At 70.1% G+C, this 24671-nt stretch carries 20 protein-coding genes; 8 read left to right on the forward strand and 12 right to left on the reverse strand.

The genetic code is table 11. The features are described from left to right. Positions 1-21: 21 nt before the first annotated feature. Both QZT59_RS13655 and QZT59_RS13660 read right to left on the reverse strand, forming a co-directional pair. Positions 22-843: a hypothetical protein gene (locus tag QZT59_RS13655; protein WP_290817445.1), complete on the reverse strand. Its 822-nt coding sequence runs from the start codon at positions 841-843 to the stop codon at positions 22-24. After that, positions 836-2641 (reverse strand): aldehyde ferredoxin oxidoreductase C-terminal domain-containing protein, encoded by a 1806-nt coding sequence (locus QZT59_RS13660; RefSeq protein WP_290817448.1) that lies wholly within the window; start codon positions 2639-2641, stop codon positions 836-838. The genes QZT59_RS13655 and QZT59_RS13660 overlap by 8 nt, the downstream gene beginning before the upstream one ends. Before the next feature lie 232 nt (positions 2642-2873). Between QZT59_RS13660 and QZT59_RS13665 the strand changes: the two genes are divergently transcribed. Genes QZT59_RS13665 through QZT59_RS13680 form a run of 4 tightly spaced genes read left to right on the forward strand, consistent with a single transcriptional unit; the run spans position 2874 to position 8313 of the window. Next, positions 2874-5843 (forward strand): molybdopterin-dependent oxidoreductase, encoded by a 2970-nt coding sequence (locus QZT59_RS13665; protein ID WP_290817451.1) that lies wholly within the window; start codon positions 2874-2876, stop codon positions 5841-5843. A 6-nt stretch (positions 5844-5849) separates the two neighbouring features. Beyond that, complete coding sequence (locus QZT59_RS13670; protein WP_290817454.1) at positions 5850-6455, forward strand: 4Fe-4S dicluster domain-containing protein; 606 nt, start codon at positions 5850-5852, stop codon at positions 6453-6455. 6 nt (positions 6456-6461) lie between these two features. Beyond that, positions 6462-7604, forward strand: a complete 1143-nt coding sequence (locus QZT59_RS13675) for a dehydrogenase (protein ID WP_290817457.1) — start codon at positions 6462-6464, stop codon at positions 7602-7604. A 37-nt stretch (positions 7605-7641) separates the two neighbouring features. After that, positions 7642-8313 carry a molecular chaperone gene (locus tag QZT59_RS13680; RefSeq protein ID WP_290817460.1) on the forward strand — a complete coding sequence of 224 codons (672 nt, stop codon included), beginning with the start codon at positions 7642-7644 and terminating at the stop codon, positions 8311-8313. A 221-nt stretch (positions 8314-8534) separates the two neighbouring features. Here the strand turns inward: QZT59_RS13680 and QZT59_RS13685 are convergent, their stop codons facing one another. After that, the gene (locus tag QZT59_RS13685; protein ID WP_290817462.1) at positions 8535-9206 is read right to left on the reverse strand and encodes a molybdenum cofactor guanylyltransferase; all 672 of its coding nucleotides are present in this window, start codon (positions 9204-9206) and stop codon (positions 8535-8537) included. A gap of 35 nt (positions 9207-9241) precedes the next feature. Further along, the gene (locus tag QZT59_RS13690; RefSeq protein ID WP_290817465.1) at positions 9242-11050 is read right to left on the reverse strand and encodes a S9 family peptidase; all 1809 of its coding nucleotides are present in this window, start codon (positions 11048-11050) and stop codon (positions 9242-9244) included. A gap of 134 nt (positions 11051-11184) precedes the next feature. Here QZT59_RS13690 and QZT59_RS13695 point away from each other — a divergent pair, with 134 nt between their 5' ends. Continuing rightward, entirely contained in the window at positions 11185-12249 is a 1065-nt protein-coding gene (locus QZT59_RS13695; protein ID WP_290817468.1) for a glycosyltransferase family 4 protein, read from the forward strand. A gap of 133 nt (positions 12250-12382) precedes the next feature. Here the strand turns inward: QZT59_RS13695 and QZT59_RS13700 are convergent, their stop codons facing one another. Both QZT59_RS13700 and folP read right to left on the reverse strand, forming a co-directional pair. Then, a complete protein-coding gene (locus QZT59_RS13700) occupies positions 12383-13060 on the reverse strand; it encodes a class I SAM-dependent methyltransferase (protein ID WP_290817472.1) in 678 nt (225 codons plus the stop codon). Beyond that, positions 13057-15555, reverse strand: coding sequence for a dihydropteroate synthase (folP, locus tag QZT59_RS13705; RefSeq protein ID WP_290817475.1), 2499 nt, complete (start codon positions 15553-15555; stop codon positions 13057-13059). The genes QZT59_RS13700 and folP overlap by 4 nt, the downstream gene beginning before the upstream one ends. A gap of 410 nt (positions 15556-15965) precedes the next feature. Here folP and QZT59_RS13710 point away from each other — a divergent pair, with 410 nt between their 5' ends. Further along, a complete protein-coding gene (locus QZT59_RS13710) occupies positions 15966-16220 on the forward strand; it encodes a hypothetical protein (protein WP_290817478.1) in 255 nt (84 codons plus the stop codon). A 147-nt stretch (positions 16221-16367) separates the two neighbouring features. Here the strand turns inward: QZT59_RS13710 and QZT59_RS13715 are convergent, their stop codons facing one another. Continuing rightward, a complete protein-coding gene (locus tag QZT59_RS13715) occupies positions 16368-16610 on the reverse strand; it encodes a hypothetical protein (protein ID WP_290817481.1) in 243 nt (80 codons plus the stop codon). A 282-nt stretch (positions 16611-16892) separates the two neighbouring features. Beyond that, entirely contained in the window at positions 16893-20120 is a 3228-nt protein-coding gene (gene carB, locus QZT59_RS13720; protein ID WP_290817484.1) for a carbamoyl-phosphate synthase large subunit, read from the reverse strand. Positions 20121-20212: 92 nt separating this feature from the next. On the opposite strand from carB, the gene QZT59_RS13725 reads away from it, so the two are divergent. Continuing rightward, a complete protein-coding gene (locus QZT59_RS13725; RefSeq protein ID WP_290817487.1) occupies positions 20213-20422 on the forward strand; it encodes a hypothetical protein in 210 nt (69 codons plus the stop codon). Positions 20423-20467: 45 nt separating this feature from the next. On the opposite strand, the gene QZT59_RS13730 is transcribed toward QZT59_RS13725, so the two are convergent. The 4 genes from QZT59_RS13730 to QZT59_RS13745 all read right to left on the reverse strand — a co-directional run bounded on the left by QZT59_RS13730 (position 20468) and on the right by QZT59_RS13745 (position 23638). Next, positions 20468-21007, reverse strand: coding sequence for a DUF5815 family protein (locus QZT59_RS13730; protein ID WP_290817490.1), 540 nt, complete (start codon positions 21005-21007; stop codon positions 20468-20470). A 374-nt stretch (positions 21008-21381) separates the two neighbouring features. Further along, on the reverse strand, positions 21382-21801 hold the full coding sequence (locus QZT59_RS13735; RefSeq protein ID WP_290817493.1) for a hypothetical protein: 420 nt from the start codon (positions 21799-21801) through the stop codon (positions 21382-21384). A gap of 79 nt (positions 21802-21880) precedes the next feature. Continuing rightward, positions 21881-22105: a hypothetical protein gene (locus tag QZT59_RS13740; protein ID WP_290817498.1), complete on the reverse strand. Its 225-nt coding sequence runs from the start codon at positions 22103-22105 to the stop codon at positions 21881-21883. Positions 22106-22399: 294 nt separating this feature from the next. Next, positions 22400-23638 carry an NAD(P)/FAD-dependent oxidoreductase gene (locus QZT59_RS13745; protein WP_290817500.1) on the reverse strand — a complete coding sequence of 413 codons (1239 nt, stop codon included), beginning with the start codon at positions 23636-23638 and terminating at the stop codon, positions 22400-22402. A gap of 219 nt (positions 23639-23857) precedes the next feature. On the opposite strand from QZT59_RS13745, the gene QZT59_RS13750 reads away from it, so the two are divergent. Further along, positions 23858-24445: a DUF6149 family protein gene (locus QZT59_RS13750; RefSeq protein WP_290817503.1), complete on the forward strand. Its 588-nt coding sequence runs from the start codon at positions 23858-23860 to the stop codon at positions 24443-24445. The last annotated feature ends 226 nt before the right edge of the window (positions 24446-24671 follow it).

The raw sequence follows: 24671 nt of genomic DNA on the forward strand, positions 1-24671 counted from the left end.
TCCCGTCCCCGATCGTCCCGCTCACTCCGGGTGCTCGACGCTCCAGTCGGCTTTCTCGGCCGCCGTTTCGAGCGCTACGAACTCCCAGCCGGCGGCCTCGGCGATCGCCTCGTCGCCCTCGGTCCCCACCAGCACCATCCGCTCCGCGTGGAACATCGACTCCGGCGTGACGTCGGCCAGGCGCTCCGCGGGGCCGGTCTCGGAGCCGCCGAAGAAGTCGAGTTCGACCTCGTGATCGCGCTGGAACTTTCGAATGGCGGGCGTGGAGACCGTCCCGACGACGCCGATCCAGTCGGCCCAGCCGCGCGCATCGGCGAACGCGAACCGCGGATCCGCGAGCCGATTCGCCGCCTCGAACGTCAGCGCGAGGGTCATCTCGTCGGCGTCCGTCGCCGCCCCGTGATCGGTGGTCCGCGGACTAGACTCCGCGGACTCGACGCCGGCCCCCTCCTCCGGAACCCCTGCCTCCGAGGAGGACGACGATCCGCCGCCGGCACCCCCTCTGTCTTCCGGAACGCCGACCGGACCGCTCGGCCCGCCCGGGACTCGCGGCGCTCGCCGGGGCGTCGGCGTCTCGTCGCCGTCGTCGGTCGGACCGGCCTCGCCGACCGCGTCCGAGTCATCCCCGGCCCCGTCCGCACCCGCCCCCTGTTCGTCGACCTCGCCGACCGCGTCCGATTCGTCGGCCGATCCGCTCGACCGGGCGTCGGCCCACGGAGGATCCGGTTCGTCGGCTGGGTCGCCCTCGCCGCGCCAGAGCCAGTCGCCGTGGTTCGCGTCCGGCTCGCCGTCGTCTTCGCCGTCGTCGATCTCCACGTCGTCCAGATCGATGGTATCAGTCACGCTCGATCACCTCGATGACGTCGGCATTCGTCCCGTTCGGGACCGGCGTCGCCTCGTCGGCTACCCCCGCCAGATCCAGCCGTCGGAGGAGAGCGCCCGTCGGCCGCCCCCGCCGGTCCCAGCCGCGCGCCGCGTAGTACCGGTCGAGCAGCGCGTCGAAGGCCTCCGGATCGACGGCGTCGCCCTCGCCCTCGCCCGCGTCGTCGTTCAGGGGTTCGGTGAGCGGGGCCGGCAACTCGTCGTCCGCCCGGGAGAACCCCTCGCGGACGTTGAACAGCCGGACGAGCGTCCAGACCCGCTCGCCGACCCGGGCCAGCGAGTCCGGGTCGTGATCGTATCCGACGGCGGCCAGCCACTCGGCTCCGCGGTCGGCCCGGAACACCTCCTCGAGGAAGTCGTCGGCGATCAGGCACCACAGCAGCGCCCGGCGGTTCTGCTCGTCGACGACCGCGGCGACGCGCTCGTCGGGGGACCGCCGCGCGCCCGCGACCGCCTCGAACTCGACGGGCCGGGCCCGGCGGTGACAGCCGCCGCGGTCGCTCGTGGCGTACGCCAGGGCCATCGTCTCCGCGCGGCGCGGATCGTACGAGGAGAGCTCCATCCCCTTGACGGTCGGGATCAGGTCCGCGCCGCCGTAGCGGTCGACCGCGGCGTCGACGCCACCGGCGAGCGCGTCCCCCAGCGGGGTCGATCGCGCGGCGATCTCCTCGATGAGCCCGCGGGCGGCCCGCTCGTCGCCGAACGCGAGCTCGCGATCGAGCAGGCCCTCCTGGCTCGCCCGCACCGCCCACGCGACCGCGTTGCCGGCCGTGATGACGTCCAGCGCGAGCCGGTCGCAGACGGCGCCCAGGGCGGCGACGGCGTCGAAGTCGTCGATGCCGAGGCCGGCGCCGAGGACGATCGGCGTCGCCCCGCGGGGGACGCTCTCGCCCTCGTCGCCCTCCACCCGGAACCCGCCGGGGACGGGGTCCTCCGGACGCTCTCGGCCGCTCGCTTCCTCGCGAACCCGCTCGATACCCAGATCGTCGACGCCCTCGAAGCGGCCCTTTTGCCAGCCGCGGGTCGGGAGCGCCCCGACCTCGTCGGCGAAGTCGACGGTCTCCAGGGTGGCGCTGGCCGCGAGCCACCGGCCGGCGTCGCTCTCGGCGAACGCTTCGCCGTCGCGCTCGCGCAGGTCGGCCAGCCCCTCGGGCGCAGAAGAGCGCGCGACGACCGCCTTCAGGTTCTTCGATCCCATCACGGTCCCGGCGCCGCCCCGACCGGCGTGGTGGTCGCCGCCGTCGGAGGCGATCGTCGCGTACCTGACGCCGCGTTCCCCGGCGGGTCCGACGCAGGCGACCGCGGCGTCCGGGAAGCGCTCGGCCGTCGCCTCGGCGTCGAGCCCCCACAGCGCCGCCGCGGGCTCGATCGACGCCTCGCCGCCCTCGACCGACAGCGCGACCGGCTCCTCGGCCGCGCCGGTGACGAGCAGCCCCAGGTGCTCCCCGAGCGAGCCGGCGAGGCGCGCGGGGAACGTCCCGCCCCCGTAGGAGTCGAGGAACGCGCCCGTCAGCGGCGACTTCGTGATCGCCGCGTACCGCTGCTCGCCGGGCGCGTACCCGGTCAGCGGCCCGACCGCGAACAGCAGGACGTTCGCCGGCGATAGGGGGTCCGTCCCCGAATCGAGCGCCTCGTAGAGGTACCGGGCGCCGATCCCCTTCCCGCCGACGTACCGGTCGAGCCACCGGTCCGGCACCGCCTCGCCGGTCACGGTCCCGGCGGAGAGGTCGACTCGGAGCATCCGGTCCCTGGCGGGCATCACCCGGTATAGACCACGTGGGCGAATTAAAATGCGTGGTGAGTCGAAGAGAATGAATTTTGGAGGGCAGTGTGAGTGGCGATAACAACCGACACATTCCGCGTCCGGTATGAGTGTGAAACTGAACAATGACCGAAAATTTGGTGTTCAAAGTTGACTGACGTTCGGTTCAACCCCAACCAGCACCGTAACATCAGGTATTTTTATGACGTTTACCGAGGCTTGCTAGGTTATGGCACGGTCAACGCTCGACCTCGATCGGCGCGGGTTCCTGAAGGCGGGTGGCGCCGGGGCGCTCGTGGCGGCGGTCGGCGGCAGAACCCTCGTCCACCGGGGGGACGCGGACGACGAAGCGGTCGTCGATCCGGACGCCGGAGAGGAGCTGGTCAAGACGGTCTGTACGCACTGCTCGGTGGGGTGCGGGCTGCAGGTCGCCGTGGAAGACGACGCGGTGGTCGGACAGGAAACGTGGGACGACAACCCCATCAACCGGGGCGGGCTCTGCTCGAAGGGCGCCTCGCTCACCCAGTCCGTCAACTCCGACAAGCGGTTGAAGGAGCCGATGAAGCTCGAGGACGGCGAGTGGGTTCGGATGGACTGGGACGAGATCCTCCCGGAGATCGCCGGCCGGTTGAACGACATCCGCGAGGAGACCGGTCCCCACGCCACGTTCTGGTGTGGCTCCGCGAAGCACACCAACGAGTGCGCGTACCTGATCCGGAAGCTCGCGGCCCTTTTCGGCACGAACAACGTCGACCACCAGGCGCGGATCTGTCACTCCACGACGGTCACCGGGATCGCCAACACGTGGGGCGTCGGCGCGATGACGAACAACAACAACGACATGCGGAACGTCGACGTCAACCTCATCATCGGGCACAACCCGCTCGAGAGCCACCCGGTCGCGTGGCAGCACTTCCAGGAGGCCCAGCGTCGAGGCGGCAAACACATCGTCGCCGAACCGCGGTTCACCAAGACCGCGGCCGCCGCGGACGGCTACTACCACTTCCGCTCGGGGACCGACGTCGCGTTCATCTACGGGCTCATCTACCACATCGTCGAGAACGACCTCCACGACGAGGAGTTCATCGAGAGCCGCGTGATGGTGCCCACCTGGGAGGAGTTCCGCGACGAGGTGCTGCCGGAGTACGACCTCGAGACGGTTTCGGACGTCACCGGGACGCCGGAGGCGGACCTCGCGGAACTCGCCGAGGAGCTCGCCGACGCCGACGTCAGCTGCGTCGAGTGGGCGATGGGCGGCACCCAGCACAACAACGCGACGGGTAACGTCCGCGCCTACGCGATGTTGAACCTGACGCTCGGTCACTCCGCCCAGCCCGGCGGAGGCACGCCCATCTACCGCGGCCACGACAACGTCCAGGGCGCGACCGACCTCGGCGTCGACTCGGGCAACACGCCGGGGTACTACGGCCTCGGTCAGGGCGCCTGGGAGCACTGGGCGAACGTCTGGACGGAGACGGAGAGCACCTCCGGCGAGATCAGCTACGACGAGCTGGTCGACCGGTTCCACGACACGGAGCTGATGGAGAAGAACGGCTTCACCGTCGCCCGCTGGTTCGAGGGCGTCCTCGACGACGAGTGGGAGATCTACCAGCCCGACCCGCTCCGGGCCGCGATCTTCTGGGGCCACGGCCTCGGCTCGCTCAGCGAGTACAAGAAGGTCCGCGAGGCGATCAACGAGCTCGAGTTCGTCGTCAACGTCGACGTCTTCCCGAACCAGATCGCCGAACTCGCGGAGACGGACACCGACGTCTACATGCTGCCGGCGGCGACCAACCTGGAGGAAGCGGGCAGCGCGACGAACACCGGCCGGCAGCTCCAGTGGCGCAACAAGACGGTCACGCCCCGGCACAACTCCAAGGAGGATTGGGTGTTGATGACCGAGTTCGCCGAGCACCTGGGCTTCGGCGAGCACTTCGACTACGACGAACCCGAGGACGTCCTCCGGGAGATCAACCTGGGGGTCCGCTCGATCGGCTACATCGGCCAGACCCCGGAACGACTGAAGCTCCACCAGGAGCACGCCGACCTCTTCAGCGTCGAGGACCTGCAGGCCGACCTCGACGAGGACCACGAACACCACGACGAGCTCGATGGGGACTACTACGGCCTCCCGTGGCCGTCCTGGCACGACGAGCACCCCGGAACGCCGATCCTCTACGACGCCAACGTCCACCCGCAGGAGGGCGGCATGGACTTTCGCGCCAACTGGTGGGACACGGCGGTCGACGCGGACGACCCCGAGGTCGAACCCGACGACCAGCTGCGCGATCCGTACGAGCCCGACTGGTGGGACGGCGAGCTCGAGGGCGTCCCGCAGTACCCGTTGTTCTCGACCGTCCTGCCGGACGGTGACGAGCCGGCCGCGCCCACGCTCCCCATCGCGGCCGCGCTGGACGAGGACACGTCGGTCGCCGAGACGGCCGAGCTGCTGGACGAGGAGGGCTACGACGTCGACGTCGAGCGCTACGAGGAGTTCACCAACGCGCAGCCCGACGCCCCGTGGGGCCGCGGGCGCGCCCGGATGAAAGCCTGGAACCTCACCGACGAGATCCCCGTCCACCGCGAGCCGGCGGTCACGCCGCGGGCGGACCTGGTCGACGACTACCCCTGTAACGAGCGCACCGAAGACCACTGGCGCGTCGAACTCGACAACGTGGCCGTCCAGCAGGCCAACATCGACGCCCACGAGGACTACGACCTGGTGTTGACCTCCGGCCGCCAGGTCGAACACCAGGGCGCCGCCGCCCAGACCCGGAGCACGCTCGGCACCGCCTCGCGGGCGCCGATGATGTACCTCGAGATCCACCCCGACGTCGCCGACGAGCTGGGCGTCGAGGACGGCGAGTGGATCGCGGTCGAGACGCCCCACGCCGAGATGATCGTCCAGGCGAGGCCTACTGAACGCGTCGCCACCGACCACGCCTTCGCGCCGTACCACTGGAGCGGTATCCTCGAGGGCGAGGACGTCACGGCGAACGTCCCCGACGGCCTCGCGCCGCTGGTGAAAGGCGAGACGATCAACGCCGGCACCGCGCCGGCGTACGACCGGGAGACTCAGATGCAAGAGACGAAGGTGACGCTGTGTCGCGTCCGGGCGGCCGACTCCGGGGAGATCCCGGAGCTGTCCGACGACCAGCTCGCCTGGCAAGCGCAGCTCCTGAACCGCCACAAGCGGTGAGATCCAATGAGCACGCAAAATCGGAACGACGGAACCGCACGGGTCATCCCGAACTGGCAGAACTGTATCGACTGCGGGGCCTGCGAGGTCGCCTGTCAGCGGACGTGGGACCTCCCGGCGGAGTCGAACCGGATCCAGGTCGTCGCGCTCGCCCACGGCACCGAGGACGAGACCAACAAGCCGATGCAGTGTTACAACTGCACCGACGCGCCGTGCATCGACGTCTGTCCGACCGAAGCGCTCAGCTACAGCGGGACCGAAACCGTCCGCGTGAACGCGGACCTCTGCATCGGCTGTCACTACTGCGGCGTCGGCTGCCCCTTCGGCGCGCCGCAGTACCCCGACGCGACGGTCCCGGAGGCCGAGGAGAGCGAGCCGCTGGGCGCCCGCGGAAACGGGTTGATGGACAAGTGCACGACCTGCGAACCCCGCCAGGAGGTCGGGCTCGAACCCGCGTGCTCCTCGGAGTGTCCGACCGACGCGTTGCTGTTCGGCACCCCGGACGAGCTCGCCGAAAAGATGGACGAAGACCACGTTTCCCAGCCGTTCGACGAGGAGTCGGCCCGGATCGTCTTCGGAGACGACGCGGACAAAGTCATCACGGAGGAGTGAGCACTCATGCCCACAGAAATCGCGTTCGAGCTTCCCTACACCGAGTGGGGCTGGAAGGTCGGCATCTACATCGCCATGATCGGCATCGCGGGCGGCGCGTACCTGACGGGGTACGCGGCCGATCTGCTCTCGTTCCGCAGCGGGAGCGAGGAAGACGCTCGCCGGCACGGGCGGGTCGCCCAGTTCGGGTACCTCGTCGGCCTCGGCGGACTCGTCGTCGGCCCGCCGGTCCTGTTGAGCCACCTCGCGACGCCGTTCCGGGCGATGATGATCCCGCTGACGATGACGAACCTCGGATCCTGGATGGCGATCGGCTCCTACCTGCTCATCGCGTTCGGACTCGGGACGGCCCTGATGTTCCTCTGGGTCACGTTCGGCAGGGAGCGGCCGCACGCGCCCGACCTCACGGCCCCCGACGAAGGGGCGGCCGCGACCGACGGGGGCCGCGACGTCGCCTCCGACGGCGGCGCCGACGAACCGGCGCGGGCGGCGACGGAAGGCGGCGCGGCCGAGGGCGTCCGTGACGTGTTCGACCGGGCGCGCGACCCGCTCGACGCGTTCGCGGATTACACGCGGCCGTCCGAGCCGGTCCGGCTCGCGATCGGCGGCTTCTTCGCCGTGTTCGCCGCCGGGGTGGTGCTGTACTCGGCGATGGCCTACGGCTCCGGACCGACCGAGCGCGTCGCGATGTGGGACCCCACCTTCCTGGTGCCGGTCCAGATCCTCGGCGGCCTCGGCGCCGGACTCACGGCCGCGGTGGCGATCGCGGCGGCGGTCGAGCGGCGACCCGGCCGGGTGACGCGTCGGTACGCGCTCGCCGCCGGCGGGCTGCTGGTGGCGACGCTCGCCGCGATCGTCGTCCAGCTCGTCTACCTGCCGGTCGCGAACGCCGACGCCGCGCCGGCGGTGGAGAACCTGCTGACCACCCACGCGACGCTGTTCGTCGGCGGGGCGGTGATCGCGGGGCTCCTCGTCCCGATCGCGCTGCTGGTCGGCGCCACGTACGCCCGCCGCCGCGAGGCGCTCTCGCCTTCGGGGGTCGCGGCGTCCTACGCCGTCGCCGGCCTCCTGGTGGTCGGCGGGAAGATCACCCTCGCGCTCGCGTACCTCCAGGCCGCCGAGTTCACGACGATCCCGCTCCCGATGTAACCGCCCGAGCCCGACTCCGGATCCTCCCCGCCAACCCATGTCCCGACCGACCGACGCGACGACGGAACTCGCCGACCTGTACGCCTTCTGCTCGCGCGTGCTCGCCGACCCGCCCGACGAGGCGGCCGTCGAGCGGCTCGCGAGCGAGGGGTTCCCGCGAGAGGCGTCGCCGCAGGCGCTCGAAAACGGCTTCCGGCTGCTCGAACGGTGGCGCGGGGGAATCGACGACCCGGCCGAGGAGGCCGACGAGCTCCGCCGGATCCACACGCGGCTGTTCGTCGGTCCGCGCCCGAAGATGCAGGTCCACGAGTCGTGGTACGCGGATGACTTCCTCGGCGGGCCGCTCGCCGCCGTCCAGCGCTCCTACCGCGACCTCGGAATCCGGCCGACGGCGGAACTCCGCGAGGAGGCCGACCACGCCGCCGTCGAGCTGGCCGCGCTCGAGATACTCGCCGGGGACGGCGACGAGGAGCACCGTCGGGCGTTCCTGGCGGCCCACGGCTGGTGGCTGCCGGAGCTGGCCGAAGACGTCCAGGAGCTGGCCGACGACCCGTTCTACGAGGGCGTCGGCTGGCTGATCGAAGGCGCCGTCGATGCGGACGCCGCCATGCTCGGCCTCGATACCGGAGCCCTCTCGCAGGGATACGATCTCTCCCCGAGCTACGAGCGAACCCCGTCCGTCGACCCCGAAGAGTTCCCGTACGGGTAGCTCCGGACGGCGAACCCCGTACGGATCCCGCCGGCGCGCTCGCGGCGGGCGGAGACCACGCGATCCCGTCGTCGGCTACCTAGCCCCGTCAGCGGCGTCCCGATCGACCCACGCGGGGGATCGTGCGAATTTTCGTGATAAACGAGCCGGCACTCGCAAGTGCGGCGCTCGCGCGGAGGAATGCGGTTCTCGCGCGGAGCGATCCGACGCTCGCCGAGGGGCTAGCCGCCCTCGCGATAGTACCGTTCGGCCCGTTCGAGCTCCGCCGTCGTGTTCACGTTCTCGAACGTCCGTTCGGTCGTGACCCGGCGGATCTCGGCGCCCCCGACGACGACGTAGTCGAGCTCGAACAGCGCCTCGACGATCTTCCGATCTCCGCGGTCCAGCGCCCGGCCGCAGGCGTCGGCCATCGAGTTCGCCCGGTAGACCGCCTGAGTCGTCTGGAACCACTCGTCGTCGAGCTGCGGGACGGCGGCCTCGCGGCCGGCCGCCCGCTCGCGCAGGCGGGCGACGAACCGCGGATCGACGAACGGCATGTCGCAGGCGACGACGAACGCGTACTCGCTCGGCGCGGCGCGGCACGCGTTCCGGATCCCCGTCATCGGACCCAGGTCGGGCTCCTCGTCCTCCGCGTACGTCACGCGAAGGGGGAAATCGACCAGCGCGTCCTGGATAGCCTCTCGTTGGGTCGATCGGCAGTTGACGACGAGCTCGTCGACGACCGGCTCGCCGTCGCTGGCCGCCGCCCCGCCTGGATCGACCGACGGGCCGGCGCCCGCGAGCCTGTCGGCGACGCGCCGGATCATCGGCGTCCCGTCGAGCGAGGCGACGGCCTTGTCCTCCTCGCCGAAACGGGTCGAGCGGCCGCCCGCGACGATCGCGCCGGTGACCATACCGGTCCTACGGCGCCCGAAGAAAAAGGTGTGACTCAGACGTGCTCGTCGAGGAAATCGGCGACCGCGGCGTTCGCCTCGATTCGGTTGTCCAGCTTGCTGAAGCCGTGACCCTCGTCCTCGAAGATCAGCTTCCGGACGGGGACGCCCCGCTCGCGGGCCTCCTCGACGATCTGCTCGGCCTCGCCGACCGGCACGCGCGGGTCGTTCGCTCCGTGAAGGACGAACAGCGGCGCCTCGATCTTCTCGACGTTGTTGATCGGCGAGATCTCCTCCAGGAAGTCCCGATCCTCCGCCAGCGAGCCGTACTCGGCCTCGCGAAGCTTGCGGCGCCAGTCGCCGGTGTTCTCGAGGAAGGTGACGAAGTTGGCGATGCCGACGACGTCGACGCCCGCGGCCCAGAGGTCCGGGTACTCGGTGAGCGAGGCGAGCACCATGAAGCCGCCGTAGGAGCCGCCCTTGCAGGCGATCCGGTCGGGGTCGACGGCCGGGTGCTCGCGGAGCCACTCGACGCAGGCGGCGATATCCGCCACGGAGTCCATCCGCTTCTCGACGTCGTCGAGGCTCGCGTACTCGGTGCCGTAGCCCGAGGAGCCGCGGACGTTCGGTTCGAAGTAGGCGTAGCCGCGGTCGAGGTAGTACTGCTCGACCCCGGAGAACGAGGGCCGGCGCTGGCTCTCCGGGCCGCCGTGGATGTCGACGATGACCGGGGTTCCCCCGTCCTCGGCGTCGTCGGGGACCGCGAAGAACCCCGGGATCTCGAGCCCGTCGAAGCTCTCGATCCGGACCAGCTCGGATTCGTCGAACGTCTCCCGCGGGATGCCCGCCGTCGGCGCTCGCGTCCAGCGTTCGGTCTCGCCGGTCTCGACGTCGACGACGTAGACGTTCGCGTTGTCGAGGTCGCCCGTCGCCGAGCAGGCGAAGCGCTCGGCGTCCGGGTCGAAGCTCACGCCGCCGGCGACGCCCGCCGGAAGGTCGGGTTCGGGGAAGGTCTCGAACGACGTCGGCTCGTCGGCGTCGAACTCGCCGACGGTGAGCGCCGTGTAGCCGTCGACGTTCCTGGAGTAGACGAACCGGCCCGTCTCGTCGTCGAGCGCGATCCCGTCGACGTTCCACCCGTTCCCGTCGACGACGGTCTCCAGTTCCCGGGTCTCCAGGTCGAGGTACGCCAGGTAGAGGGTGTCCGCGCCCTCGTCGGTGACGAGGTAGATCCCCTCGCCGTCGGGCGCCCAGCTCGCGCTCCGGTAGCGGACGTCCCCCTCGTGGGGCGTGAGATGCTCGAAGGCGTCCGTCTCGAGATCCAGCGTGTAGAGGTCCTGGTCGAAGCTGGCGTGGGACTCGACGACGAGCAGCCGCGAATCGTCCGGGCTCCAGCCCGCGAGCGAGAGCCAGCCGTCGCCCTCGCGGACGAGCGTCGCCTCGTCGCCGGTCTCGTCTCTGCCCTGCACGTAGACGTCGAAGACCGCCTCCTCGCGTCGGTTCGAGGCGAACGCGAAGCGCTCGCCGTCGTGACTCCAGCCGCCCCAGCGGTGCTTGGCGTCCGGGCGGGCGGTCAGGTTCGTGATCCGTCCGTCGTCGTCGAGGCGGTAGAGCTGGGCGCGTTCGTTGCCGCCTTCGTCCATGCCGAAGATCAGATCGGGGCGTTCGGGCGACCAGGAGGCGAACGTCACCCGCTCCTCGAAGAAGGTCCGCTGTTCCGGCCAGCGGCCCGGCCCCGCGAGCGTCCAGACCTGGTCGACGCCCGTCGTGTCCATGCGGAACGAGAGGCGATCGCCGTCCGGACCGAACGAGGCGCCGAGGGCGGATCGGATGTTGAGGTACCGCTCGATGTCGTAGGCGGCCATGAGAGGGGCGTGGCCGGCGCGGTCCGTATTTCTTCGGGTTGCGGCGGTCCGAACCGGCGGTTTCCGACCGAAACGGCCGTCGACGACGCGTCGAACCGCGTGATTTTTCAGCCGGCGCTGCGTGCCGGTCGCTAATGCGCGTCGTCTTCGTCTCCGTGGAAACGGTCCACCACCGAGAGACGGAGACGACCGCCCGCCTGCAAACCGTCGTCGAACTGCTCCGAGACGCCGGCCACGACGTTCACGTCTGCTGCGCCCGATGGTGGGAGGACGGGCGCGACGCCCTCGAACGCGACGGCGTATCCTACCACGGCGTAACCGTCGAACCGGAGGCCGGCCGCTCGTTTCTCGTTCGCCTCCCGTTCGTCGTCCGGGCCCTCGGACCGGACGTGGTCCACGTCGCGGCGGAACCGCCCGCGCAGGTCCGCGCGGCCGGTCTCGCGACGCGACTCTCCCGGGCTCCGCTCGTCGTCGAGTGGTACGGCGCCGAGGGCGTCGACGGGCGGTGGGCGACGCGACGGGCCGCCGCCCGCGCCGACCGGATCCTCGCGCCGTCCCGGCTGGTCCGGACCTGGGTCCGCGAGCTGGGCGTCGACGGCGATCGCGTCGGCGTCGTCCCGAACCCGATCGACGTCGACGCCATCCGCGGGACGGAGCCGACCGGCGACGCCGACGTCGTCTACGCCCGCCGGCTCGACGAGGGCGCGAACCTCGAGAGCCTGCTGCTCGCCCTGGCCGAGGTCCGCACCCGGGACTGGACGGCCACCGTGATCGGCGACGGACCGCGCCGCGGCGAGTACGAGGCGCTGGCGAGCGACCTCCGCATCGCCGACCGAATCGACTTCGTCGGGGCGGCGAGCCGCGAGGAGAAGATCGCCATCTACCGCGGCGGCCACGTCTTCGCCCAGACGGCGGAGTTCTGCGTCTTCCCGACAGAGCTGGCCTGGGCGCTGGCCGCCGGCTGCGTCGGCGTCGTCGAGTACCACGCCGACTCGAGCGGCCACGAGCTGATCGAGGGCCGCGAGCGGGGCTTCCGGACGACCAGCGAGACCGAACTCGCCGAGGCCATCGCCCGCGCCGGGCGCATGGACCGACGCGACCTCGACGAGACGTTCGCGGACTTCGACCGCGGCGCCGTCCGCGAGCGGTACCTGGAGACCTACCGGGAGCTCCGGGAGTCGAGCGGACTGTTCTCGTGAGTGCGTGCGTCGTCGACGGCGTCATCCGGGCGCGGAATCGCCGTCTCGGCGGTCAGCGCGGCGCCGGCGTGAACCGCAGGCACCCGCGCCGTCGGCGCGCGACGCCGCCGTCGTCCGACGACGCGGGAGGCCGTCACGGCGCCCGCGCCAGGACGTACAGCCACTCGCCGCCGCCGACCGCGTCGTCGATCACCCGCTCGTCCTCGACCGCGAAGCCCGCCGCCGCGAGGAGCTCGCGGGTGCGCTCGGCGCCGTGGAAGCTCCAGCGCATCTCCGCGCCGGCGCCGAGCCAGTCCTCGTTTCGACCCGCCCAGGGGCCGACCCCGGACGTCGTCAGCAGGAGGCCCCCGGGCGAGAGCACCCGTCGAAACTCCCGGAAGACGGCCTCGTGACGGTCGCGAGGAACGTGGATGATCGCGTGCAGCGAGCAGACGGCGTCGAACGCGTCGTCGGCGTAGGGAAGCCGGACGAGATCGCCTTGGACGAACGCGCCGGCGGGGACGTTCTCGCGAGCCAGCGCGCACTGGGCCCGCGCCACGTCGAGGCCGCAGACCGCGCCGACGCGCTCGACGAGTCTCGCCGCGACGGCCCGACCGTCGCCGCAGCCGGCGTCGAGCACCCGCGAACCGGAATCGAGGTCGGCGGCGAGGGTTTCGAGCACCGCACCCTCCTCGGGACCGAGGTCGCGTTCGACGGCGTAGGCCTCGGCGATCGCTTCGTAGCCCTCGCGAACGACCCGTCGCTGGTCGACCCCGTCGGCGTCGTCCGGCTCCGAAACGGAGCCGTCCGCGTTCTCACCGACGTCGGTCATCGGTCGTCCTCCCGGGCCCCAACTCCCGCCGGATCCCGCGCCGCCAGCGCCGTCTTCACCGCCGCGACGTTCTCCGGGACGTCGTGTACCCGCACGAGGTCGGCGCCCCGGTCCGCGGCGATCGCCGACGCGGCGACCGTCGCGTCCCGGCGCTCGCCCGGCCCCTGCCCCACGAACCCGAACATCGACTTGTGGGAGTGGCCGACGAGGATCGGACAGCCGAGCGCGCGAAGCTCGTCCAGCCGTCCGAGCACCTCGAAGCTCTCGCGGGCGGACTTCCCGAAGCCGAGCCCGGGGTCGACGACGATCTGCTCGCGGTCCAGCCCCGCCTTCTCCGCGAGGAGGACGGTCTCGCCCAGCTCGGCGATCACGTCGTCGACGACGTCGTCGTACTCGACGTCGCGGTCGGGATCGACCGGCGTCTCGAGGCTGTGCATCACGATCAGCGGGACGTCGTGCTCGGCGGCAACGAACCGCATCTCGGGATCCTCCAGGCCGGAGACGTCGTTCAGGACGTCCGCGCCCGCCTCGAGGGCGGCCTCGGCGACGGCGGCCTTTCGGGTGTCGACGGAGACGAGGACGTCGCCGTCGGCCACCGGATCGAGGTCGGCGATCCGTTCGATCGCGGGGACGACGCGGTCGATCTCCGCCCCGACGGGGACCGGCTCCGCCCCCGGCCGGGTGGACTCCCCGCCGACGTCGACGACGTCCGCGCCCGCCTCGACCATCGCCTCCGCGCGGGCGACGGCGTCGTCGGGGGCGTCGTACTCGCCGCCGTCGTGGAAGCTGTCCGGCGTGACGTTGCAGATCCCCATCACCGCCGTGCGCTCCTGCCAGGGGTAGCGGGGTTCGGGCGGGTCGATCCGGATCCCCAGCGTCTCCCGAAGTTCGCGGCCGACCTCGGCCAGGCCGTACGGCTGCGCCTCGAGCTTCTCGAGCAGCCGCTTGAACTGCGCGAGCGTCCCCGTACAGACCGCCTCGACGAGCTGTTCCTCCCGCTGGAGCCCCGAGAGGGCGCACTCGCCGCCGACGGAGAGCAGCTCCTGTTTGAGGTAGGCCGCCTGGCGCGCCTGGAGCCTGAGACGGACGACGCGGTGGACGGCCTTCCCGCGCATCCGCCAGACGCCTTTTCCCGTCACGCCCGCCCGCTCCAGGGTCTCGCGGGCGTCGTCGAGGTCGCGAACCCGCGTCGGCGCCGCCGAGACGGTGTACCGGGTGCGGGCCTCGGCGATCGCGTACAGCGAACCCGCAACCACCACGCAGTCGTCGGGTCCGGCCGCCTCGAGGGCGCTCGCCAGCGCATCCTGGACCGCGGAGACGGTGCGCACCTCCTCGACGCCCGCGTTCTCGAACACCCTGGCGAGCACCGCCGGCTCGACGGAACGGGGATTCGTCGGGCGACAAGCGACCGCGGCGTCGGGCGTCGGCAGCGCCGCGGCCATCGCCCGGTGGTCCTTGTCGTGCATCGCCCCGAACACGAGGTGGAGGTCGTCGTACTCGAACGTCGACAGGGTCTCCGCGAGCCGCTCGCAGGCGTCCGGGTTGTGGGCGCCGTCGAGCACCACCAGCGGCTCGGTCCCCATCACCTCGAACCGGCCCGGCCAGTGGGCGTTGCGCAGCCCGCGGGCGAGCGCGTCGTCCGAGACGTCGGCGACCTGGCGGGCGAGCGTCGCGGCGATCCCCGCGTTCTCGGCCTGGTGGGCGCCGATCGCCGCCACCCGCGTCTCGACGGACCCGTCGGCGGTCGCGATCGTCACCCGCGATTCCGCGTGGTTCGCCCGGCCGCCGTATTCGACGCGGACGTCCGGGCCGCCGTCGGATTCCGGGCCGGATTCGCTCCCGTCGCCCCGCCCCACCGTCACCACCTCGTCGGCGACCTCGCGGACCGCGGCGAGGGCGTTCCCCGCGGCGGCTGTCACCAGCGGGTGGTCGCCCGCCACGTGGGCCTTGTCGCGGGCGATTTCCTCGATCGTGTCCCCGAGGAGACCGGTGTGCTCGAGGGTGACGCTCGTCACCGCGCTCGCGACGGGGTCGACGACGCTGGTCGCGTCGAGCTTACCGCCGATCCCGACCTCCAGGACCGCGACGTCGACGTCCTCACGGGCGAAGTGCCAGAGCGCCATCGCCGTCGACATCTCGAAGAACGTCGGCGACTCGCCGGCGGCTCCGCGCTCGGTGAGGTAGTCGTCGCACGCCTCGACGAAGCGCGCCACCGCCGCTTTCGGGATCATCCGCCCGTCGACCCGGACCCGCTCGCGCATGTCCTCCAGGTGCGGCGAGGTGTACAGTCCGACCGAGAGGCCCGCCTCCCGGAGGATCGACTCCAGCATCCGCGCCGTCGACCCCTTCCCGTTCGACCCCGCGATCTGGACGGTCTCGACCGCCTCGTGGGGGTCGCCGAGGTGGGCGAGGACGTCAGCGGTCGACTCCGTCCCGGGCCGGATCCCGAACCGGCCGAGATCGTAGAGCCGGTTCGCCGCCTCGTAGTACTCCATGTGCGGGCCACAGCGTCCGCTCGCTTCAGGCTGTCGGAGTCGGGGCGCGGGTGACGGACGGCCTCCGGCGTGGCGTCACCCGGGCGTGTCGACGGCGTCCGCGAGGTCGACGCCCGAACGTGAGCCACCCACCTCGGGGGCAGGAACCGGAGCGCCAGCGACGCCCGGCCGTGCTCGCTAGCGTGTTGGTTTCGCCACCATCCGGAGAGAGTTTATCCCGGTGTTTCGAACGTTGGAAAATCCCGCATGCCCCCTCACCGTCTCGACCGGCGATCCGTTCTCGCGTCCGGGAGGGCCACCGTCGCCTCGATCGCGGGTTGCACCACCGGATCGGACGATACCTCGACCGTCGACACGTCCCTGACGCTGCTCAACCGAGGGGACGACGAAGTAGAGATCGTCGTCTCCGCGTGCAACGAGACCGTCGACGAGGAACTGCTCGACGAGACCGCGACCGTGCAGGGGGCGATCGGTACCGGGAGCGGTTCACGGTCGAACTGGACGAACCCGGCGGCACGGCCAGGGTCAGCGCCGCCCCGGAGAACCCCGAGACGGGCGACGGCGCGAGCGACGAAGCGACGTTCGGATCCGGAACCGGAACGCTCGGGTTCAGCGGGCGGATCCACGAAGAGGGAAGACCAATTCTGGGAATCACGCAGGAATAACGGCGTTCAACGACGGGACGTGCGCCGTGCTCTCCCCGCCGGCTCGAATCGCGGGCAGCGGTTTCGAACGTCCCGTGCCGTTCGATTCGAATCCGTCGGATTACTCCTCACGCCGGGAGCGTTTCGAGAACGCGACCCGACCCCGGCTCACGCTCCCGACAGTCCGCTGGGCGGCCGGATGAACAACCCGTCTACGAGCGCGAGCAGGCCGACGAGGCTCGCGCCGACCAGCGCCGTCCGGAGGGGGATGCCGAGGGCCTCCGCGGCCGCGACGCCGACGGCGAACGCGAGCGGGATCACCGCGAGCAGCAGATCGTACCGACCGATGGATGCGAAGACGCGACCGAATCCGTGTCGACCGAGGATATCGTTGATGTCTCTGTCCATCATTCGTCATCACCTCATCGGCGTGTTAGATCGCCTGCCACAAAAACCTAGCGGACGACGGACACAGGTTCACCCCGAGACCATATCGTGCCCTCTCGACCGTCCTCGTCGATTTCGATGGTTGCAGGGAACGTGGAGCGAACCCGCGTGCAGTGACCAGAACGAATCGGGAAACGATACGTCGAAGCTACGCGAATATAGACCGCTGTCCGGGTGCTGATACTTCAGTTCCCCCCGCGTCCAGCCGCCGGCTCCTCGCGCCGCGACGGTTCGTCCGGACCGACCTCACTCGCCTTTCGGCTGGCCCCAGTACTCGTCGCGCTGGGGGCGGTCGCTGACGGCCTCGACGTCGATCGGGTCGTCCTTGTGTCGGCGGGCCTCCAGCGCCGCCTTCGCGGACTCCTCGGTCGAGAAGTACGTGATCTCCTCCTCGACGGCGGCCTCCAGCAGGTCGCGCTCGCGCGAGACGATCAGGTCGACCTCGCCCCGCCTGGTGGCTTCGACCACGTCGACGGCTTCGCAGAGGTCGTAGTACTCGGTGAAGCCCTCGACGAGCGCCTCGCCGGCCTCCGTGTCGGGGTCGGGGAACGCGTCCGCCGAGAGATCGAGCACCATCGTGCCGGACTCGGGGACGGGCTTGCCGACGGCGTCCTGGGCCTTGTCGTAGGCCTTGCCGAACGTGTCGGCGGTGCCCATGACCTCGCCCGTGGACTTCATCTCGGGGCCGAGCCGCGGATCGCTCCCCGGCAGCCGATCGAACGGGAGGACGACCTCCTTGATCGAGGTCTGTTCGGGCACCTGCTCGATGACGTCGAGCTCCGACAGCGAGTTGCCGGCCATGACCGTCGCCGCGATCTTCGCGATGGGGACGCCTGTCGCCTTCGAGACGAACGGGACCGTCCGCGAGGAGCGGGGATTGGCCTCGAGGACGTAGACCGTCCCGTCTTTGACCGCGAGCTGGACGTTCAAGAGGCCGACCGTCTCCAGCGCGCGGGCGATCTGCTCGGCCACCTCGCGAACCCGACGGTTGACGTCGCGGCCGAGCGACCGGGGCGGGATCATGCACGCGGAGTCGCCGGAGTGGACGCCGGCGCTCTCGACGTGCTCCATGATGCCGCCGATCAGGACGTCCTCGCCGTCGGCAACCGCGTCGACGTCCAGCTCGACGGCGTCCGCGAGGAACTCGTCGACGAGGATCGGCTTGTCCGGGCTGACGCGGACGGCCTCCTCGATGTACTCCTCGAGCTCGGCGTCGTCGCGGACGATCTCCATCGCCCGACCGCCGAGGACGTAGCTCGGGCGGACGAGCACGGGGTAGCCGATCTCGTGGGCCAGTTCGAGCGCCTCCTCCTTCGAGACGGCCGTGCCACCCTCGGGCTGGGCGATCCCCAGCTCGTCCATCAGCTCGTTGAACCGATCGCGGTCCTCCGCGAGGTCCATCGCCTCGACGGACGTGCCCATGATCTCGCAGTCGAGTCCGCGCCGGTCGAGCTCGGCCTCGAGCGGTTCGCCGATGTTGACGGAGGTCTGGCCGCCGAACTGGACCATCACGCCGTCGGCGCCGGTCGCCTCCGCGACGTCGGCGACCTCCTCGGCGGTGATCGGCTCGAAGAACAGCCCGTCGGAGGTGTCGTAGTCGGTCGAGACCGTCTCCGGGTTGTTGTTGACGACGTGGGCGTCGATTCCCAGCTCGCGCAGCGCCTGGACCGCGTGGACGGCGCAGTAGTCGAACTCGACGCCCTGACCGATCCGGATCGGCCCGCCGCCGACGACGACCACGCTCTCGGCGTCCGGGTCGACCTCGAGCTCGCCGACGATCCGGTCGGCGTCCAGCTCGGTCTCAAACGCCGACGCCCGCGCGGAGTAGTAGTACGGCGTCTCGGCGGCGAACTCCCCGGCGCAGGTGTCGACTTGCTTGTAGGTTCGATCGGGGACCGCGGCCTCCACGGCGCCGACGTCCGCGCCGGCGGTCGCCGCGACGGCCGCGTTGGTCTGTCCGGCGACCGCGGCCGCCTCGACGTCGCCGTCCTGGGCGGCCGCGACGGCGTCGGCGATGCGCGCGTAGCGCTCGACGTACCACTCGTGGATGCCGGTCAGCTCGCAGACCTCCGCCACGTCGTAGCCGCGCTCGAACGCCTCGAACATCGCGTACGGCCGGTCCGGCGTGGGTTTCTCGAGGTAGGCGGTCTCGAGCTCGTCGGCGGAGACGTCGGCCCAGTCGACGCTCGGCTCGTACTCCGAGGAGCGAAGCGCCTTCAGCAGGCTCTCCTCGAACGTGCGGCCGATGGCCATCGCCTCGCCGGTCGATTTCATCGCCGTCGTGAGCTCGAAGTCGACGTCGTCGAACTTGTCCTTGGGCCAGCGGGGTACCTTGGTGACCACGTAGTCGATGGCGGGCTCGAACGCGGCAGTGGTCTCGCCCGTGATCTCGTTTTCGATCTCGTGGAGGCGCTTGCCGAGCGCGACCTTCGCGGTCACGCGAGCGATCGGGTACCCCGTCGCCTTCGAGGCCAGCGCGGACGAGCGAGAGACCCGCGGATTGACCTCGACCACCCGGTACTCGCCGCCTGGGGTACCGTCGTCCCGCCAGGCGAACTGGATGTTACAGCCGCCCTGGATGCCGAGTTCGCGGATGACGTCGAGGGCCGCGGTGCGCATCTCCTGGTGGCCGTCGTCCGGGATGACCTGCGAGGGCGTGACGACCGTCGACTCCCCGGTGTGGATCCCCATCGGGTCGAGGTTCTCCATGTTGCAGATGATGATACAGGAGTCGTCGGCGTCGCGCATCACCTCGTACTCGAGCTCGATCCAGCCGGCGATCGACTCGGTGATCAGCACCTCGTCGTTCCGGGAGAGGCGCAGCCCCTTGCGCACGCGCTCGATCAGTTCGTCCATCTCCTCGACGACGCCGGAGCCGGAGCCGCCGAGCGTGTAGGTGGTGCGGGCGATGACCGGTAGGCCCCCGACGTCGTGGACGGCCGATTCGACGCGCTCCCGGAGGGCCGCTTCCGTCAGCGCCGAGACGTGCTCGTCCTCCTCGAGCGAGATGGTCGTCGATCGGGGAACCGGCTGGCCGATCTTCTCCATGCGCCGGCGGAAGAGGTCCCGGTCTTCCGTCGCGTAGATGGTGTCGAGCGGCGTCCCCATGATTTCGACGTCGAACTCCTCGAGGATGCCCTCCTCGGCGAGTTCGGCGGTGACGTTGAGCCCGGTCTGTCCGCCCAGACCCGCGATGACGCCGTCCGGCCGTTCCTTCCGGATGATCTCGGCGATCGCCTCCGTCGTGATCGGTTCGATGTAGACCCGGTCGGCCATCTCCGGGTCGGTCATGATCGTCGCCGGATTCGAGTTGACGAGCACGACCCTGGCGCCCTCCTCCCGGAGCGCCCGGCAGGCCTGGGCCCCCGAGTAGTCGAACTCCGCGGCCTGGCCGATCTGGATCGGACCGCTCCCGATAAGCAGGATGGTGCGCCCGTCCGGCTCTCCCCCGGTCCCGTGGTGCTCCGTGGACATCTGTTGTCAGTCCCGAGTTCGCACATCGTAATAAGCCCCACGATACGCTACGATTCCCGTAGCGATTTTTCGAATTTCGTACGCGGCCGACGGTGTCCGGCCGTTCCGACGGCATCCGCCCGGCGTCGCAGCTGAAAGCGGACGCGTCGACGCCCCCGGTCGTCCTGCACGCCGCGAACGGCGAGGTCCGGCTCGCATCGTCGGCGATGATCGCCGACGGCGCCGACGCTCACGGCCGGTCGCTCGCGATCGACGAGAGCGAGGCGGGCGGCGCTCGCTTCGAGATCGCGTTCGACGACTGACGAGCGGACCTCGGGTGACGGTCCGCGTCGGGCGCCCGGCGGGCCCTACGCCGGTCGGTCGCCGGCGGACTCGAAGTCCCGCACGCGCCGGTACTCCTCGACGAACGCCTCGACGTCGAACTCGGCGAGCTGTGACTCGAAGCTGGCGACCGCGTCGGCGTCGTCGGCGTGGCTCACGGCGTGGTCCATCAGCTCGACCACGAGTTCCACCACGATCTCGTGGAGCCGACGGCTGTCGAAGTCCGCCACCCACAGGAGCGCGTAGCCGACGGTGCCGTCGTCGCCGGCGTCGTGGACGACGACGGCCTCCGGGAACTCTTCCATCGCGATCCCCATGAGGTGAGGCGTGCCGAACTCGTCGAACTCGTCGGCCGTGTCGACGGTCTCGCGGAGCACGTCGACGAGCGACTCCGGGAGAAACCGCGACGGCGGGTGGACGTCGAGCACGACGGCGTGGGTCTCCCCGCACGAGCAGCGATAGTCGCGCATCCCGAGGTCCACGGAGCGAGGATCGAGCGACTCGCCGCAAGGAAGTGCAACGCTCGCCCGACCGCTCTCGTCGCCGGGAACGCGGGGCTCGGTCATCGGCGTCGTTTCGACCGGCGCGGCCATAAGCGCGGCGCATCGGGTCGACCGACGACGGACGGGCGGCCGGTCCGTGGCTGACGGGCGATCGACGACGGACGGGCGGTCGATCATCGGCTGACGGGCGGCCAATCATCGGCTGACGGGCGGTCGATCATCGGCTGACGGGCGGTCGATCATCGGCTGACGGGCAACCGGCGACGGACGGGCGGTCGATCATCGGCTGACGGGCAACCGGCGACGGACGGGCGGTCGATCATCGGCTGACGGGCGGCCGATCCGCGGCGGACGGCGATCAGCGACTGGGCGATGGCTTCGCCCGAGCCGAAGAAGTCGACGCTCGGACCGAGAGATTCGCCGCGCGTACGGGGACCTCAGGGCCAGTCATCGCGCTTCTCGCCCGCCTCGGTTTCGTCGACCCCGTCGTCCTCGACGGTGGTGGCGATCACCCAGTCGGCTTTCTCCGCGGCCACTTCGACGTCGAGGTACTCCCAGTCGACCGCTTCGGCGAGCGCGGCGTCGTCGTCCGAGGTGCCGATGAACACCTGCCGTTCGGTGTCGAACTGGTCTTTGACGCTCTCCAGGCTCTCTTTTTTCCCGCGCGGGCCGGAGAAGAAGTCCTGACGGATGCGGTTCTTGCGGGTGAAGTTCGTCACGACGTACGTCGGCTTCTCGGAGACGACGCCCACGTACGTGCTCCAGGAGCGAGCGTCCTCGAAGACGCGCTCGGGGTAGGCGAGCTCTTCGAGCGCGGCGAGCTCGAACGCGAGGGTCATGTCGGTGCCGCCGTTCATACCTAGGCCTTCCCCGGCGGAGGCAAAACCGTGTCGAAACCCGCCGTCGACGACGCGGTTCCGGCCGACCGCGAACCGGTCAGGCGAACTCGATCCGGTAGTAGCCGTTCCCGACGATGATCTCCCCGTGGTCGAAGGCGCGCTCGTCGACCGAGGCGATCCGGCCGCCGGCCGTGACGGCCTCGTAAAACCGCGTGAGCGCCGTTTCGTCCAGCTGGTCGACGTGGCGCACCGCGTCGGAGGCGCGGACCGAGTCGGCCCGACGAACGATCACCGTCCGTCGACCCGTGTTACAAATTGACATGGTTACCGGTTCCAATGAGTGCGGGAACAGATATAAAGTTTCGGTCGCCATCCGCGCGGAAGGTGCCGATTATCGTCGCCGGCAGAAGTCGGTGGGTGGGAGCCGGGGCAGTCGAGAGCGAACGGAGTGGCCCCAGTGGGAGACGGCGAGCGGTCGGACCACCGAGTTACTGAAAGGCGAGAAACGGCCGGGACACCGAGTTACTGAAAGGCGAGAAACGGCCGGGCCACCGAGTTACTGAAAGGCGAGAAGCGGCCGGGCCACCGTGTTACTGGAAAACGAGAAACGATCGCGTTACTGCTCCTGGGCGGGGGCGAGGTCGTCGAGGTCGACGCGGGGTTCGAGGAGGACCTCCTTCTGGTCGGCGACGGACCGGCCCTCCCGCATCAGCTGTTTGAGCTTGCTCTGCGGTGAGAGGTCGCCGATGAGGACGCCGCCGACGACCTTGCCGTCCTTGAACGCGATGCGGCGCCACTCCGTCTCGGAGTACTTGCGTTCCGCGTGCTCGTCCCCGAGCGTGGGGTGGCCGAACGAGAGGAACGGGAAGTCGAAGTGCGTGATCGAGTACGAGGAGACCCACTCGAACACCTCCGCCGCGTCGTCGGCGGCCATGTTGACGCCGGCGACACGGCCCTGCTCTTTCGCCGACCCCCAGGAGCCGTTCTGGGCGCGCTCGCCGAGCAACACGTCGTGAAACTGGGTGAGGTCCCCGGCGGCGTAGACGTCGTCGACGCTGGTCCGCATGTACTCGTCGACGACGATGCCGTTTTCCTCCTCGACGTCGGTCCCCCGGAGGAACTCCGTGTTGAAGGTCAATCCGATGGCGACGCCGGCCCAGTCGCACTCGTATCGATCGCCGTTCGGGTCGACGGCGGCCGTCACGCGACCGTCGTCGTCGACCTCGAATCGGTCGACGCCGCTGTCGAAGACGGGTTCGACGCCCTTCTCACGCATCCCCTCGTGCATGATCTCGGCGCCCTCGCCGCTGAGCGCGTACCGCCACCAGCGATCGCCGCGCATCAGGTACTTGCCCTCGACGCCCTGTGAACCACAGACCGCGGCGAAGTCGATGCCCAGCAGTCCGGCGCCGACGATGACCGCCCGCTCCGCGTTCTCGGCGCTCTCGCGGATCCGCCGAGCGTCCTGGAACGTCCAGAAGTGATGGATTCCCTCCGCGTCGCTGTTGGGCACCGGCAGCTGGGTCGGCGTCCCGCCCGTCGCGACGAGCAGCTTGTCGTAGGGGATCTCCTCGCCGTCGTGGGTCAACACGAGCCGCTCGTCGACGTCGACGCCCGTGACGTGGGTGTCGAGCGAGAGGTCGATGTCGCGATCGACGTACCACTCTTCTTCGTGGATCGCGATGGGCGCCTCCGGGAGCTTCCCCTTGGCGTGCTCTTTGATCAGGATTCGATTGTACAGGGGTTCCCCCTCGTCGGTGATGACCGTGATCGAGGAGTCGGGATCCTCCTCCCGGAGGGTCTCGGCGGCGGAACTGCCCGCGATTCCGTCACCGATAATAACGTACTCGGTCATATCGCTAGAGTTCGGAAGCCGGGTTAAAGTGGGTTGCTATCTGGATATCGATGGTCGCCGCCGCAACCCGTTATCGTACGGGAATCGGTCGGTTTGTCGGTCGGGAATCTGGCGGATCGACGGTTCGAGCGTCGATGGTATTGCCGGGTCGAATCGGGCGTATCGCCGGTTCGGGTGTCGGGCGAATCGCTGATGAGGCTCGCGGCCGGAGAACGTCGCATGAAACTCCGCCAGAACGCCCGCCACTTCGCCTCGCGAAAAGCCCTCGAGACGCCGGTCGTCCGCGCCGTCGTCAGGGAGGGGCTCGTGCGGCTTCACACCCGCATCTTCCTGCGGAAAGCCGACCCGGAGCGCGCCGACGAGCGCGAGCGACACCTCGACGAACTGTTCGACGCGACGGTCGACAGCTACCTCGCGGCGCTGCGGGCGGGCTACTCGGAAGCCGAGGCCAGAGAGATCACGCACGTCCAGGCGAACTTCGACTTCTACAACCACGGCTGGACGGAGATGATGGAGATCCCGGCCGACGAGATCGAGGACCACTACGAGCGCTACGAGGACTTCTTTACGACCTGGGGAATCAGGATCGACGATCCGCTGGGAGACTTTCGCGACGAGCCGCTTCCGGAGGCGCCCTCGACGCCCGAGAAGCTCGCGGATCCCGAACATCCGCACGCGGAGGGCGGTTTCGCCGACGACGTCTACGTCGAGGGTCCCGACGGCGAGCTGGTCGTCGGCGGCCGCGAGGAGCCCGAGGACGTCGACGTCACCGACGCGGTCGGGATCGACTCGGACGACGCCGAGTGAGCGTATCGCCTCGTCATCGACGGACGGACGCCGTCCGGCGCGCCTCGTCCGGACCGAGCGCTCGGCGAAGCCCGGGCGCGGCTCGGCGATCGAACGAACGAGCGCAAAAATCGAGTGCGAGCGGAAACCGAACCGGGTACTGGTCGACCGGATACGCGACGACCGGATACGTGGCGGCCGGATACGTGGCGGCCGGATACGCGACGACCGGATACGTGGCGGCCGG

Origin of the sequence: Halovivax sp. (assembly GCA_007119345.1) — an archaeon.
Lineage (GTDB): Archaea > Halobacteriota > Halobacteria > Halobacteriales > Natrialbaceae > Halovivax.

What these genes read in the sequence shown, in the direction of transcription:
- folP (WP_290817475.1), bottom strand. Translation starts at nt 15,555, where the DNA reads ATGGAGTACTACGAGGCGGCGAACCGGCTCTACGATCTCGGCCGGTTC.
- QZT59_RS13680 (WP_290817460.1), top strand. Translation starts at nt 7,642, where the DNA reads ATGTCCCGACCGACCGACGCGACGACGGAACTCGCCGACCTGTACGCC.
- QZT59_RS13675 (WP_290817457.1), top strand. Translation starts at nt 6,462, where the DNA reads ATGCCCACAGAAATCGCGTTCGAGCTTCCCTACACCGAGTGGGGCTGG.
- QZT59_RS13745 (WP_290817500.1), bottom strand. Translation starts at nt 23,638, where the DNA reads ATGACCGAGTACGTTATTATCGGTGACGGAATCGCGGGCAGTTCCGCC.
- QZT59_RS13665 (WP_290817451.1), top strand. Translation starts at nt 2,874, where the DNA reads ATGGCACGGTCAACGCTCGACCTCGATCGGCGCGGGTTCCTGAAGGCG.
- QZT59_RS13700 (WP_290817472.1), bottom strand. Translation starts at nt 13,060, where the DNA reads ATGACCGACGTCGGTGAGAACGCGGACGGCTCCGTTTCGGAGCCGGAC.
- QZT59_RS13660 (WP_290817448.1), bottom strand. Translation starts at nt 2,641, where the DNA reads ATGCCCGCCAGGGACCGGATGCTCCGAGTCGACCTCTCCGCCGGGACC.
- QZT59_RS13730 (WP_290817490.1), bottom strand. Translation starts at nt 21,007, where the DNA reads ATGACCGAGCCCCGCGTTCCCGGCGACGAGAGCGGTCGGGCGAGCGTT.
- QZT59_RS13670 (WP_290817454.1), top strand. Translation starts at nt 5,850, where the DNA reads ATGAGCACGCAAAATCGGAACGACGGAACCGCACGGGTCATCCCGAAC.
- QZT59_RS13685 (WP_290817462.1), bottom strand. Translation starts at nt 9,206, where the DNA reads ATGGTCACCGGCGCGATCGTCGCGGGCGGCCGCTCGACCCGTTTCGGC.
- QZT59_RS13735 (WP_290817493.1), bottom strand. Translation starts at nt 21,801, where the DNA reads ATGAACGGCGGCACCGACATGACCCTCGCGTTCGAGCTCGCCGCGCTC.
- QZT59_RS13695 (WP_290817468.1), top strand. Translation starts at nt 11,185, where the DNA reads ATGCGCGTCGTCTTCGTCTCCGTGGAAACGGTCCACCACCGAGAGACG.
- QZT59_RS13750 (WP_290817503.1), top strand. Translation starts at nt 23,858, where the DNA reads ATGAAACTCCGCCAGAACGCCCGCCACTTCGCCTCGCGAAAAGCCCTC.
- QZT59_RS13690 (WP_290817465.1), bottom strand. Translation starts at nt 11,050, where the DNA reads ATGGCCGCCTACGACATCGAGCGGTACCTCAACATCCGATCCGCCCTC.
- QZT59_RS13740 (WP_290817498.1), bottom strand. Translation starts at nt 22,105, where the DNA reads ATGTCAATTTGTAACACGGGTCGACGGACGGTGATCGTTCGTCGGGCC.
- QZT59_RS13715 (WP_290817481.1), bottom strand. Translation starts at nt 16,610, where the DNA reads ATGATGGACAGAGACATCAACGATATCCTCGGTCGACACGGATTCGGT.
- carB (WP_290817484.1), bottom strand. Translation starts at nt 20,120, where the DNA reads ATGTCCACGGAGCACCACGGGACCGGGGGAGAGCCGGACGGGCGCACC.